This is a genomic window from Paenibacillus sp. 19GGS1-52, from assembly GCF_022369515.1.
Classification (GTDB): Bacteria; Bacillota; Bacilli; order Paenibacillales; family Paenibacillaceae; genus Paenibacillus_AQ.
On the sequence record NZ_CP059724.1, the window covers coordinates 678,110 to 692,486 of the forward strand.

Annotated in this window: 10 protein-coding genes; all 10 read left to right on the forward strand. The window is 49.5% G+C overall.

Going from position 1 to position 14,377, the window contains the following annotated elements; translation table 11 throughout:
• Window positions 1-101: 101 nt before the first annotated feature.
• The 10 genes from H1230_RS03125 to H1230_RS03170 all read left to right on the forward strand — a co-directional run bounded on the left by H1230_RS03125 (window position 102) and on the right by H1230_RS03170 (window position 14,346).
• Window positions 102-449 (forward strand): phasin family protein, encoded by a 348-nt coding sequence (locus H1230_RS03125; protein ID WP_239714186.1) that lies wholly within the window; start codon window positions 102-104, stop codon window positions 447-449.
• The gene (locus H1230_RS03130) at window positions 450-2,120 is read left to right on the forward strand and encodes an ABC1 kinase family protein (RefSeq protein ID WP_239714187.1); all 1,671 of its coding nucleotides are present in this window, start codon (window positions 450-452) and stop codon (window positions 2,118-2,120) included.
• 434 nt (window positions 2,121-2,554) lie between these two features.
• Window positions 2,555-4,474, forward strand: coding sequence for a DEAD/DEAH box helicase (locus tag H1230_RS03135; protein WP_481857160.1), 1,920 nt, complete (start codon window positions 2,555-2,557; stop codon window positions 4,472-4,474).
• A gap of 258 nt (window positions 4,475-4,732) precedes the next feature.
• Entirely contained in the window at window positions 4,733-5,665 is a 933-nt protein-coding gene (locus H1230_RS03140; RefSeq protein ID WP_239714188.1) for a D-alanyl-D-alanine carboxypeptidase family protein, read from the forward strand.
• A gap of 147 nt (window positions 5,666-5,812) precedes the next feature.
• Complete coding sequence (locus H1230_RS03145; protein ID WP_239714189.1) at window positions 5,813-6,841, forward strand: LLM class flavin-dependent oxidoreductase; 1,029 nt, start codon at window positions 5,813-5,815, stop codon at window positions 6,839-6,841.
• A gap of 115 nt (window positions 6,842-6,956) precedes the next feature.
• A complete protein-coding gene (locus H1230_RS03150) occupies window positions 6,957-7,433 on the forward strand; it encodes a glutathione peroxidase (protein ID WP_239714190.1) in 477 nt (158 codons plus the stop codon).
• 167 nt (window positions 7,434-7,600) lie between these two features.
• A complete protein-coding gene (locus H1230_RS03155) occupies window positions 7,601-9,235 on the forward strand; it encodes a formate--tetrahydrofolate ligase (protein WP_239714191.1) in 1,635 nt (544 codons plus the stop codon).
• 299 nt (window positions 9,236-9,534) lie between these two features.
• Complete coding sequence (locus H1230_RS03160) at window positions 9,535-10,899, forward strand: FAD-dependent oxidoreductase (RefSeq protein WP_239714192.1); 1,365 nt, start codon at window positions 9,535-9,537, stop codon at window positions 10,897-10,899.
• 227 nt (window positions 10,900-11,126) lie between these two features.
• Window positions 11,127-11,954 (forward strand): formate/nitrite transporter family protein, encoded by an 828-nt coding sequence (locus tag H1230_RS03165; protein ID WP_239714193.1) that lies wholly within the window; start codon window positions 11,127-11,129, stop codon window positions 11,952-11,954.
• 325 nt (window positions 11,955-12,279) lie between these two features.
• Window positions 12,280-14,346 (forward strand): molybdopterin-containing oxidoreductase family protein, encoded by a 2,067-nt coding sequence (locus H1230_RS03170; protein WP_239714194.1) that lies wholly within the window; start codon window positions 12,280-12,282, stop codon window positions 14,344-14,346.
• Window positions 14,347-14,377: the final 31 nt, after the last annotated feature.

Below are 14,377 nucleotides of genomic sequence, written 5' to 3' on the forward strand. Positions count from 1 at the left end.
AGGCTATGAAACGTGTAACTTTGGAAAAGCAGGGTTAGTGGGGTATACTTTAACCATAACTTCTGTTTGTAACGAAACGGAATCTTTGGGAGGAAAGTGCCATGAGTGATTTGTTTAAAAAAGCGATCTCTTTAGGATTGGGCCTCACCATTGTCAGCAAGGAAAAAGTCGAGAAGGTTGTTGAAGAACTGGTTAAACGCGGAGAGCTTGCTCCCTCTGAATCCAAAGCGCTAGTTGACCGTCTGGTTGAGCGCGGTGACGAGGAACGCGGAGTCTTTAAATCTGCGGTGCAGGAGCAGGTTCAGCGTGTGTTAAAGGAGTTAAAGGTACCTGTACAAAGTGATATAGCCGAGCTGGAAGTACGAATTGCAGGTTTGGAACGTCGTGTGGCTGAGCTGGAGGGCAGTGCTCCCCTAGAGGGAACATTGCCGGAAACGCGTACGGAATAAATGGCGGTCCGCATCAGACATGCCGGACGTTACCAAGCAATTGCCATGGCGCTTATGCGTCATGGCTTCGGTTATATGGTCGAGGAGCTGGGGCTCTATCATCTTTTATCCCTTCCACGCCGGCTCGTGACGCAGGAAGTTCACTTAAGTCTTACACTTGGGGAGCGCATTCGCCTTGTACTGGAGGAGTTGGGCCCAACCTTTATTAAACTGGGCCAGCTTGCTAGTACAAGGTCTGATCTGCTGCCTGATTCCATAATTCAAGAACTGGTGAAGCTGCAGGATAATGTGCCGCCGTTCTCTGCGGAGAGTGCGCGTGCAATCGTCGAGCAGGAATTGGATCAGCATCTGGAGGAGATCTTCGCTTCCTTCGATAATAAACCGCTTGCCGCAGCCTCAATCGGTCAGGTCCATCGCGCCGTACTGCATAACGGACAAGCTGTCGCGATCAAAATTCAGCGTCCCGGTGTTCTGCGGACGATGAGCCGTGATTTGGAGATTCTGCGTGACCTAAGCGCTCTTGCCGAGAGAAGAATGGACTGGGCGAAGCAGTATGGACTATCACGAATGACAGAAGAGTTCACGAAGTCGCTGCTTGCTGAGCTTGATTACAGTCAAGAAGGCCGCAACGCGGAGAAAATTGCCCAGCAGCTAACGGATCAAGACGGGATCTATATTCCGTCGATCCATTGGGACTACACCTCCACGCGGGTTCTGACGATGGATTTCGTGGAGGGCATTACCTTAAACCGCCGTGATGAGCTGATCAGCAAAGGCTTTAAGCTTAAGGAAGTTGCCCAGAAACTCGTGGAGATGATGCTGAAGCAAATCTTTATTCACGGCTTCTTTCATGCTGATCCTCATCCCGGGAATGTAATGCTGATGGATAATGGCAGGCTGGCACTGATTGATTTTGGCATGGTGGGACGGCTGAGCGAGGAGATGAAGGATCATCTATCTGCGCTCATTATCGCACTAATGCGTAAAAATACAGATTCTATGGTGCGGGCGATTCTACGGCTTGGAGTTATTAGTGAGGACGCTGATCGAGCTGCGTTGCATGATGATATGGACCGGATGCGGGAAGAATATTATGATGTCCCTTTCCATAAAGTTAGCATCGGCAAGGCGCTGAACGATCTTTTTGGAATTGCACGCAAGCATCGGCTCGTCATCCCGCCGGATTTGGCTATGCTAGGCAAAACAATGCTGACCTTAGAAGGCGTTGTCGGGAATATGGACCCATCCTTCAGTATTGTGCAGATGGCTGAGCCCTTTGGCCGCCAACTGGTGAAGCAACGCTTCAGCAGCAATAGGCTGCAGCGCAAGCTTTGGGGTGGTGTAGCGGATCTCGTGGAAAGTCTGGTAGAGCTTCCGGCACAGGCAAGGCAGTTGTCTTCATTGATCAGCAAGGGGAAGCTTAAGGTAGAGGTTGGCGTGCCGGAGCTGCAGAGTCTTATGCGCAAGATCGACCGGGTGGGGAACCGCTTGTCCTTCAGCATAGTGCTGCTGGCGTTCAGCATTATTATGGTGGGTCTGATTATAGGTTCCTCGCTGCGCGGCGAACCTTCGCTAATCTGGGACTTCCCTTCGGTAGAGATCGGTGGTGTAGTGGCGCTGCTGCTGTTCCTGTGGCTGCTATTCTCGATTTTTAAGTCAGGGAGGTTCTAGGAACTGAGGGATTTAATAATAATTCTTCGGCAGTTACACACAAATGACATTGTATCAAGTACAATATAAAGGATGACTTTCACTTCTATACGTATAAAATGTTGCAGAATCTAGAATTCTCTATAAAAGCCCCATTTGAATGGATTGTAAGTCTGAATGTCCGGTGGATCGCTGCCCCAGAAACCGAACTTTGACCGCAACTTTCAATGGGTCAAGGATAAAATGGGACGGAAGGACTCCTGTGGGGTTCTTCCGCTTTTGTTTGAATATACGCTGTACTTGCTTATATTAATCCGGGAAATGGATACTTATAAGTTATGCCTTGCATAGCTGCATCGGAAGCATACGCTTTATAAGGAACGCCAGGCTCTAAGGCATGGAGCAGGTCTTTTGTGGAAGACGGAAAGTTTGGGGAAAGTAATAATCAAATTAAAATGAGGAAAAGCGAGGTGGACAATTTGCCGGGTTTTAAAGAATTAGGAGTTTCAGAATTATTGAGCACGTTGCTTCAAGGTCAAGGTATCGTTAAGCCTACACCAGTACAGGAAGAAGCGATTCCGCCATTGGTACAAGGACTGGATGTTATTGCCAGAGCAAAGACGGGAACAGGTAAAACGTTGGCTTTCCTGCTGCCAATTATGGACAAGATCTATATCGAGCGGGCCTATCCGCAAGCACTGATCTTGGCTCCAACACGCGAGCTTGCGCTGCAGATTACGGAAGAGGCACGCAAACTGGCACGGCACACTGAGGTAAAGATCTTGGCTGTTTATGGTGGACAGGATGTAGAGAAACAGCTGCGCAAGCTTGAAGGTGGCAGACATCTTATTATCGGGACACCAGGCAGAATTCTGGACCATATGCGCCGGGGAACGCTTGATTTGGATAACGTCAAAATGCTCGTTCTGGATGAAGCCGACCAAATGCTGCATATGGGCTTCCTGGAGGATGTAGAGACGATTATAACGGCCGTTCCTTACCGCCGTCAAACGATGCTGTTCTCGGCTACGATGCCTGATCCGGTTAAGCGCCTTGCTGCTAATTATATGAAAGAGCCACTGGATATCGTCATCAAGAGCGGTTCACCGATTCCACTGGACAATATACAACAGCAGGTCATTGAATGTTCTGACCGCAATAAAGAGGAAGCTCTTAAAGGATTAATCGAACGGGATCGTCCCTATTTGGCGATTGTGTTCTGCCGGACGAAACGTCGGGTATCCAAGCTGAATGAAGCGCTGCGTGAAGCTGGTTATGATTGTGACGAGCTGCACGGCGATTTGTCACAGGGTAAACGCGAAGCAGTGATGAAAAGATTCCGCGAAGCGAAGCTGCAAATTCTTGTAGCGACCGATGTAGCGGCTCGTGGCCTAGATGTTGAAGGAATTACCCATATTTTTAACTATGACTTGCCGCTTGATGCGGATAGCTATATTCACCGGATTGGCCGGACAGGCCGTGCCGGTGGCAAAGGATTGGCCATCACTTTCGTCTCCCCACGGGAGCAAGGCGGTCTGGATTTGATCGAGCATGGCATTTCGCAGCGGTTGGATCGCCGTCGTTACGAGAAGGATGAATTCGGAGTCGGCGAATTCAGCAACGTGCAGGTCGGCGGTGGCCGTCATGGCGGAAGTCGCCAAGGCGCGGCTCCCGAGTCGGCGCGGGCCGGTCGTGGACCGAAGACCGCTAGCCGTGGTCAAGGACGCAGCGGCGGAGCGCCGCGTGCAGATGGCAGTGCGCGTCAGGGTGGACGCGGCCGTGGCAAGGATGCAGGCGGCTGGGCAGCGCCTGCGGAGCAGGGACAACGCAGCCGGCCAGAAGCGGCAGCGGGCGGCAAGCGCAGCGCTTATAGCGCAGCTAGCGCACCACGCGGCGGCGGCGCAGGCGCAGCCAAAACGGGTGGACAAGCCAGCGGTAAAACAGCTGGTGTACCAAGAGTAGGCGGCGGCTACGGTGCTTTTGCTTCCAGAGGCGATAGCCCGGCAGCAGCAGCTAGTGCTGGCGGACAGCGCGGTGCGAACAGACCAGGAGCTTCCTCAAAAGGTGCACCAAGCAGCGGCTATAGCGAGAATGTAACCAGAGGAGCAGACGGTGGCGCTTATGCTGGAGGCACACCACGTGGTGGCTTGGGCAGCGGTTACGGCACCGGCCCATCCAAAGGTAAAGGTAAAGGCGGAAGCTACAGTTCCGGTGGTCCCTCAAAGGGTGGCAGTAAAGGCGGCTACGGCGCTAAGGGCGGTTCAGGTGCAGGTAAAAGCACTCGCAATAGCACTGGCGGCGGCGGTGCTTCACGCAGTACGCGCAGCACGGGTTCCGGTGGTTTTAAGAGCGGCGGACGTGGCACATCCAGATAAAGGCGCTAGACATAGATAGATCAAATGGTTACCATAGGGCAGTTAGCAGAATGCTAATGACCTATGGTAACCTTTGTTTAAAGATAAGAATTTATAGGTTTCACACGGCAATTATCTGATTAATGCTGAAACATTTTGGGCCTAAAGCCTGTCTAATAGCTAAATAGAAGTAGTTAACTATGCTTACGAAGCGAGTTTTGTACGAAGTAACTCAATGTTGTAATACTAACAAAACTTTTAGGAGGAATACGTTTACCCATGTCCAAAAAAGCTAGAATTCTCATTTTGTTCATTGTTGTGATCGCCATCGGTTGGGGAATAGGAAAGTATGCGACTCCTTCTGCCTCGCAGGAAGAAGGAACTAGTATAAGTGAACAGAACGATCTCCAGGGTCAGCCTGTGGCAACTCCGGACTCCTCGACTGTTATGGGTGAAGCATCGGCCGAGCCGGATCCTACTGTGACAACTAGTGCTGCTCCAGAAGAAACGGCTACGCCTCATGAAGCTTCTCCAGTACCAGCAATAACAGTAAAAGCAACTGCAACAAGAGCACCAGCAACAAATAAGCCAACTAATCATTCCGGGAATGATGCAGAGCAGACGGCTGCTGAGCCGGATAGTATAACGGTGATGGTAAACAAGCAGTACAAGCTGCCTAATCACTATAAACCGACTGATCTGGTTTATCCGAATGTACCCTTTACCTTCACTGAGAAGATTGAGAAGCGCATGATGCGCAGTGCTGCTGCTAAGGCGTTGGAGAAAATGTTCGCAGGTGCAAAGTCTGGCGGCATTTATTTGGCCGGTGTTTCCGCCTATCGTTCCGAAGCGACGCAGACCACGTTATTCAACCGTTATGTAGCGAAGGATGGAGAAGAGAAGGCTCGCACCTACAGCGCAGTGCCTGGCCATAGCGAGCATCAGACAGGATTATCTATCGATGTCTCGGGCAGTACTGGCAAATGTGCCGCAGAAAGCTGCTTTGGCGGAACAAAGGAAGCCAAGTGGCTAGCCAAGCATGCTTCAGAATATGGATTTATCATTCGTTATCCAGAAGGTAAAGAGGCTATAACGGGATATATGTATGAACCATGGCATATTCGTTATGTCGGCAAGGATATTGCAACTTCAATAGCTAAGAGCAACAGTACGCTGGAAGAATATTTTGATGCAATACCAGTATCTAAATAAACCATACAGCCTAGTTAGGCAAGCAGTCCTGAGAAATTGACGGGGCTGCTTATTTTTGTCCACTCATCGTCTAGGAATGAGAGGCCCGTGATATAATATTGGGGATCTATATCCGGAAACGATCTTTCTTAATGGAGAGCTGTCCTAATGATAAAACTAAGTGTGCTTGACCAGTCGCCGGTATCGGAGGGAACCTCTCCCGCTGAGGCTTTAGCCCAGACAGCGATATTGGCGCGGGAAGCCGAACGGCTTGGATATCACCGCTTTTGGGTATCTGAGCATCATTCCGCTGTGGGTCTGGCGGGTTCAAGTCCAGAAATATTGATGGCTCACCTAGCTGCAGTAACCACAACGCTTCGCATCGGTTCAGGCGGTGTTCTGCTTCCGCACTACAGTGCTTATAAGGTAGCCGAGAATTTCCGCGTGCTGGAGGCGCTATATCCGGGCCGGATTGATCTGGGTGTCGGACGAGCACCGGGTGGAGCGGCTTTGGTGACTAGAGCTCTTCAGGAGCAGCATCAGCTCCGCAGCTCGGGCCACTACGAGCAGCAGGTTGAGGACCTGATCACCTATTTATACGACAAGGAGGATCCGGCTCACCGCTTTGCGGGGCTTACTGCTACTCCTGCGATTGCTACGGCACCGGAAATTTGGCTGCTCGGCTCCAGTAAAGACAGTGCTGCCCTTTCTGCTAAGCTGGGAACCGGCTTTGCCTTCGCCCAATTTATTAATGGCGCCGGTGGTAGTGAAGCCGTAAAGGCCTACCAGCACAGCTTCCAGCCTTCTTCAATCACGCAGAATTCTCGTTCATTGGTTGCTGTATTCGCAGTATGTGCCGAGACCTCAGAGCAAGCGGACCAACTGGCCTCCAGCATGGATCTTTCCCTTGTTTTGTTGGAGAAAGGACATGTCTCAACCGGTACTCCCTCTGTGGAGAAAGCGCGCAGCTATCCTTACACGCCTTATGATCTGTTCCGCATTCAAGATAATCGGAGGCGAATGGTTATTGGTTCGCCTGAGGATGTAAAGGCGCAGCTTGAAGCTCTAGCAGAGCAATATCAATGTGGAGAGATTATGATCGCGAGCATCATGCACAGCTTTGCCGACAAGCTGAAATCACTCCAGCTTATTGCAGAGGTCTGCGGCCTGCAACAACGGAATACAACGTCTCTATAGCTGTGGATGAATATCGCCATAATTTGCATTCCGGTGGGGATAAGGTAAGATGGAAATGAATTGCAGCAATATTGCTTCAAGGCTTACCACTTACAGAAGAGAGAAGGGAACAAGGATGTCGATCTACAGTTTCGCCGGAGTTACACCTTCGGGCAAAGAAGTTTCTTTTACAGAATATGAAGGCAAGGTGCTGCTGATTGCCAATACAGCCAGCAAATGCGGACTTACGCCGCAATACGGTGATCTCCAGAAATTGTACGAGCAATATGGAGAGCAGGGACTTGTGATCTTAGGATTTCCTTGTAACCAATTTGCCAGCCAAGAGCCGGGGACAAGTGAAGAAGCAGAAGAGTTCTGTAAGATCAATTACGGAGTTACCTTTCCGGTATTTGCCAAAGTTGATGTTAATGGACCAGATGCCAGCCCTCTTTTTGAATATTTGAAGGGTCAGCAGCCGGGTTCAGAAGAGAGCAGTGATATTGCTTGGAATTTCACTAAATTTCTCGTTGATCGCACGGGCAATGTTGTGGCCCGCTTCGAACCGAAGCAAGCACCAGAAACAATGAAGGAAAACATTGAGTCACTATTATAGAGCACTAACCTCCCATGAATAGTTAAACAATCCTTTCAGGTCCGCTATAGACGCGGCTTGGGAGGTTTTTTTCTGAAAATAATACTTGACGCTTTTCAAAGACCTTGTATCCTTTGAATAGAGCGATATGAATTAGGATAATAACGGCAGGAGGGTTCTTTTCAAGCATGAGGTTAATTACAGAGATCGCATCAGAAGCAGGGATTGATGAGCAACATCTGGAACTGTACGGCAAATATAAAAGCAAACTGTCACCATCCCTATGGGAGGATCTGAAGCATAAGCCCGATGGTAAGCTGGTATTGGTCACTGCGGTCAATCCGACGCCAGCTGGGGAAGGCAAGACGTTAACGACGATCGGATTGGCCCAGGCCATGAATGCGGCGGGCGTTAAGACTGTTGCAGCTCTGCGTGAGCCATCCCTCGGCCCATGCCTTGGCATGAAGGGCGGCGCTACCGGCGGCGGCAAATCGCAGATCGTGCCTGCGGATGAGATTAACCTGCACTTTACGGGTGATATTCATGCGGTTACGTCTGCACATAATCTGTTGTCGGCCATGATCGATAATCATATATTCCAAGGCAATGAGCTGGGTCTTGATCCGCAGCGCATCGTATGGAAACGCGTGATGGATATGAATGATCGCAGCCTGCGCAGCATTGTGACCGGACTTGGTGATGGCAATGGAACGGTACGTGAGAGTGGATTCCAGATTACGACCGCATCCGAAATTATGGCTGTACTCTGTCTCTGTGATAACCTCGCTGATCTGAAGAAGCGCTTGAGCCGGATGCTGATCGGATATGATCAGTTGGGGCGGCCGGTGGCTGCCAAAGAGATAGGGGCTGTTGAAGCTATGACTGCGCTGCTTAAAGAAGCGGTTAAGCCCAATTTGGTACAGACTTTAGAGGGAACTCCGGTCATCGTCCACGGTGGACCTTTTGCAAATATTGCCCATGGCTGTAGCAGTGTTATTGGTACCCGTTATGCATTGAAGCTGGGAGATGTTGTGGTCACGGAAGCAGGATTCGGTGCTGACCTTGGGGCTGAGAAGTTCATGGATATTAAATGCCGTCAAGCTGGGCTGGCACCTTCGGCAGCGGTGCTTGTCGTAACGGTGAAATCGCTGAAGTATAACGGTGGCGTTCGCAAGGATGAGCTGCAAACCGAGAATCGGGAAGCCTTGCTGACCGGATTGTCCAATATGGAGCGCCATATTGAGAATCTCGGTAAATTTGGCGTACCTGTGCTGGTCGCCATTAATCATTTTGCCGGGGACAGCGAGTTAGAGATTCATGATATTCAGGAAGCTTGCCGCCGCCTAAATGTGCCTGCTGCTGTATCTAAGGTATGGGCCGAAGGTGGAGCCGGTGGATTGGAGTTGGCTGCGGAATTGAAGAAGCTGCTGGATCAGAGCGACACGGAGAGTTTTACTCCTTTATATGAGAATAGCCTGGATATTCCGTCTAAGATCAACAAAATAGTCCATGAAATCTATCGCGGTGCGGACGTGGCCTTCTCTCCTGCGGCGAAACGCAGCTTAGCAATCATTGAACGGCTTGGACTGCATGATCTTCAGGTGTGTATGGCGAAGACACCGTATTCCTTCTCCGATCAGCCACGGTTGCTTGGTGCACCAGTAGGCTTCACAATGGGTGTTCGCGATATTACCTTATCGCTAGGTGCTGGGTTTGCAGTTGTGATTACAGGTAATATTGTAACCATGCCAGGTCTTCCAGCAAAACCAGCCGCAGAGTCACTGCGGATCGACGAGGATGGAGAGCTGCACGGGCTCGTGTAAATCTGTCTGATCAATCTCTTCCCCGGGTTGTCATCGTGATGTTCTAACGGTGAGACCGGGGATTTTTTGCTTTTTTCTGATAAACATAATGTCCTGATGATGTGGAAAAGCTAACAAAGTCGCAAGTTGTAGAACTGGCATCATCTACTTTAAGTTGTGAACAATTTGGGAATATAGCGTAAAAGACTTGCAATGTGATATTAATCACAATATAATCAGCGTATGAAGTGAAATAAATCACATACAAAGCGAAGATAAGAGTATACGAACAGCTAGTCAAATTGGAGGAGGAAGAAATCATGAAAGTAGCAGTCATTGGATGTACCCATGCCGGAACCGCCGCAATTGTAAATACCGCCCAGTTATACCCTGATGCCGAAATCACCGTATATGAGCGTAATGATAATATTTCCTTTCTATCGTGTGGAATTGCCTTGTACGTAGGTGGAGTAATCAAAGACCCGCAAGGATTGTTCTATTCCTCGCCAGAGCAACTGGCGGAGCTGGGTGTGAAGACGAACATGCGCCATGAAGTAATCGCCGTTGACACGAAACGCAAAACCTTACGCGCCCGAAATTTGGCTACTGGCCTCGAATTTGACGATACGTATGACAAGCTGATCATGACTACCGGTTCGTGGCCGATTGTTCCGAAGCTCGAAGGCATGGAACTGGATGGTATCCTGCTGTCCAAGAATTACAGCCACTCCAACACCATTATTGAAAAAGCACAGCAGGTGGACAGAATCACTGTTGTGGGTGCCGGATATATCGGGGTGGAGCTGGTCGAGGCTTTTCAGATGAACGGTAAACAGGTGACGCTGATTGATGGAGAAGAGCGCATCCTGAGTAAATATCTGGACGAAGAATTCACTGCACCTATACAACAATCGCTGCAGGATCATGGAATTAAATTGGCTTTGGGTGAGAAGGTCAGCTCTTTTGCAGGTGCTGGTGGAAAAGTAACGAAGGTGATTACGAGCAAAGGTGAGCATGAGACAGATCTGGTCATTCTCTGCATCGGCTTCCGCCCGAATACAGATTTGCTGAAGGGTCAAGTGGACATGCTGCCAAATGGCGCCATTATCGTCAATGACTATATGCAGACCAGTACCCCGGATGTTTATGCAGCTGGTGACAGTTGCGCCATTCATTACAATCCTACAGGCAAGCATGCCTATATCCCGCTAGCTACTAACGCTGTCCGGATGGGAACCTTGGTCGCACGCAATCTGGTTGCCGAAACGATTCCTTATATGGGAACTCAAGGCACTTCGGGCATTAAGATTTATGAAGACAATATTGCAGGCACCGGACTTACTGAAGATGCGGCTAAGGCTGAGGGAATGGATGTAGAAACCGTCCTGATCAACGATAATTACCGTCCGGAATTCATGCCGACATTCGAGCAGGTTCAGCTAAAAGTTGTATTTGACCGGGCAACCCGCCGCATTCTCGGAGCGCAGATTATGTCCAAAATGGACCTGACGCAATCGATCAACACCGTATCGGTATGTATTCAGAACAAAATGACCATAGATCAGCTGGCTTTCATTGATTTCTTCTTCCAGCCACACTACAATAAACCTTGGAATTTCCTGAACACGGCCGGACTTCAAGCACTGCCGAAGACAATCGTTCGCAAAGAAACAGTAACTGTATAAACTATTTGGAAATGACGGTATAATAATATAGCATTGGGGACTGAGGCCATTTTTAGTGCTTCAGTCTTTTTTGTTGATTTCTACTTGTACAATAAATTTGACATGTCAGTGAAAATTTTCACTTAGGTTTTCTGAGAGTGATAATTGTCACGTTATTGTGTTTTGTGACACGCTACAATGGCATAAAGGAACAAATTTGAAGTAAATAGACGAAGGAGATAGGAACCATGGCTTATAACAAACCGCAGCAGATTGCCGAAGTAACCGTAGAGAACGGAATTAAGAAGGCTCATAATCCGTTGAGTACCGTGCTTATTCTGGGCTTTCTGGGAGGAGCGTTTATCGCGCTCGGATTTTTACTGGATATTCGTGTCATCGCAGGCGCGCCTAAAGAATGGGGCTCCATCGCCACTTTTATCGGGGCTTCTGTATTCCCAGTGGGGTTGGTGCTGGTCCTGCTGGCAGGAGGAGAACTGCTCACGGGTAATATGATGGCAGTGCCGCTAGCATTCATAGCGAAGAAGATTTCTTTTTGGGAAGTCATCAAGAATCTTGTCCTGATCACACTTAGTAATTTGGCGGGTGCCTTATTTGTTGCTTATTTCTTCGGCCATATCGTGGGGTTGACGGCAGATGGAGTATATTTGGACAAATTGGTTGATATGGCAGGGCATAAGATTGACGCGACTTTCTTACAAGCTTTTATTTCCGGTATTGGCTGTAACTGGCTCGTTGCACTGGCTGTTTGGTTATCGTATGGTGCAGATAATTTCAGCGGTAAGATTCTTGGCATCTGGTTTCCGACTATGGCTTTTGTTGCCATTGGCTTCCAGCACGTTGTTGCGAATATGTTTCTTATTCCGGCAGCTATATTTGAAGGCCATTTCACTTGGGGCCAATACTTTAACAACTTTGTTCCGGTCTGGCTTGGTAACTTGGTAGGAGGAGCAATATTCGTCGGTGCGGCTTATTATATATCGTTCTTGCAAAAAGCACCTTCAGCCGTTCAATCCGTGGACACCATGGCTTCGGCCAGTGTGAAGAAACACGCTTAATTAGCCCTCATACTATGTAGAAACCATTGGTATCATTAGTTTAATGAGCACTCCTTAGAACATTTATTTCCAAGGCCTTCGGGTAAGTGGAGATGAAGTTTCTGAGGGGTGTTTTTTCGTTCAGACATAAGAAAATTCGCCGTGCAGATCCGACTCGGGGGAACGAAATCGGGCTCACGACGAATGAAAGAATAGGGAGTGTTTCATAGTAATGATTACCCGGACTACTCAGGATCGAATCAGCACATTTCATACTCCGCCTTTACGGACGACTCCAGCATCTATAAAATATAAATATCTAGGGAAACGAGGGAGGACTGCGGTTATGAGCCAGAATGGGGACGGGATATTTCAGGCGGTGTGTCCGCTGGATTGCCCCGATACATGTGGACTTTTAGTGCATAAGCAAGCTGGGAAGATTATAAAAGTAGAAGGTAATCCGCAGCATCCGGTAACCCAGGGAGCTATTTGCAATAAGGTGCGGCATATGGCCGAGCGGGTTCAGCATCCCGAACGGCTGATGCATCCACTCAGACGTGTGGGTCCCAAAGGGGAAGGCTCGTTTGAAATTATTAGCTGGGAGGAAGCGATCCGTGAGATTGCTGGCAAGTTCAGCCAGCTGTCTACGGATTATGGAGCGGAGAGTATTCTACCTTATAGCTTCTATGGAAATATGGGTGTACTCAGTGTAGACGGAATGGATCGGCGGTTCTTTAATGCGCTCGGGGCAAGTCGTCTGCAGCAGACGATCTGCAGTGCGGCAGGTACCGTTGGTTGGAATTATACGATGGGCTTCAACGGGGGCACAAGTCCCGAAGATACGGTAAACGCTGATGTGATCATTATTTGGGGTGGGAATATTGTCAGTACCAATATGCACCAGGTAGTCTTGGCTGAGAAGGCCCGCAAGCGCGGCGCACAGGTTATCGTTATCGACGTGCACCACAATAAGACGGCACAGTGGGGTGACTGGTTCCTGCCGCTGTATCCAGGGACAGATACGGCGCTGGCGCTGGGTCTGATGCATATTCTATTTCGGGACGGTCTAACCGACGAGTTGTTCATGGAACGGTATACTGTGGGCCATCAGGAGCTGCGGGAGCATGTTGAAGCGTATCCTCCTAAGGTAGTCTCGGATATTACGGGTATTCCTGCTGCTGATATTGAGAAGCTGGCTAAATTGTATGGTGAGGCCGCAATTTCGCATATTCATATTGGCAACGGGCTACAGCATCATGACAACGGTGGGATGAATGTGCGGACAATTGCCTGTCTGCCAGCGCTGACCGGACAATGGCAGAAGATCGGCGGCGGTGCGTATAAGTCTAATGGTGGTTATACCTCCATGAATTCACGCGCCTTGACCCGTCCGGATTTGCGTCCAGATTCAAAGGTGCGCAGCATTAATATGAATAGGATTGGCGAAGCGCTGGAAATGACGGAACGACCAGTGAAGGCGGTATTTGTCTATTGCAGCAATCCAGTCGTTGTCGCTCCGGATGCGGAGCGGGTACGGACGGGCTTTGCTCGTGAGGACCTGTTCACAGTGGTCCATGATTTGTTTATGACGGATACGGCGCGGTATGCAGATATTGTACTGCCGGCGACTTCCTCTTTTGAGAATACGGATGTCTTTGGCTCGTATTGGCATCATTACATTCAGCTTCAAGAGCCTATTATGGAGGCGCCTGGGGAATGTAAGAGCAACGTGGAGCTGTTCTCCCTGCTGGGCCAAGCTATGGGTTTTGACTCGGATATCTTCAGCCAGTCTGAGCAGGAGATGATCCGGGAAGCGCTAGACTATCCGCGTAATCCCTATTTAAAGGGTGTGACACTGGAACGGCTGATGGCCGAGCGCTACGTGAAGCTGGATATGACGCCTAAGGAATCCTTTCTGGATCGTCTGCCTACCGAGTCAGGCAAGATCGAGCTGTACTCCAAATCGATGGAGCGGGCAGGCTTGCCTCCGCTGCCTACCTACATGCCGCTGAAGGAAGGTTATGATGGGGTGCGGAGACCGGAGGTGGGAACTCCCTATCCACTGATGTTTATCTCTCCACCGAATCATAATTTCTTGAATTCCACCTTCTCTAACTTGGAGAAGCATCAGAAATTGGAAAAGGGTCCCCTGCTGCAGATTCATCCAGAGGATGCGGCAGCGCGGGGCATAACCGATGGCGATGAAGTTACCCTATTCAATGATAGAGGTATCGTAGAACTTGCGGCTATGGTGACAGACAAGATGCTGCCCGGCACCGTCATCAGTCAGGGGCTGTGGTGGGAAGGAAAAGGTCGCAGGCAAAGAGTGAATGTACTAACTCCGGACCGGCTTAGCGATATGGGAAACGGAGCAACCTTTTTCTCAACGACAGTGGAAGTGAAACGACGGTGAAATTGCGTATTAATGCGATAAAGCGTCAATG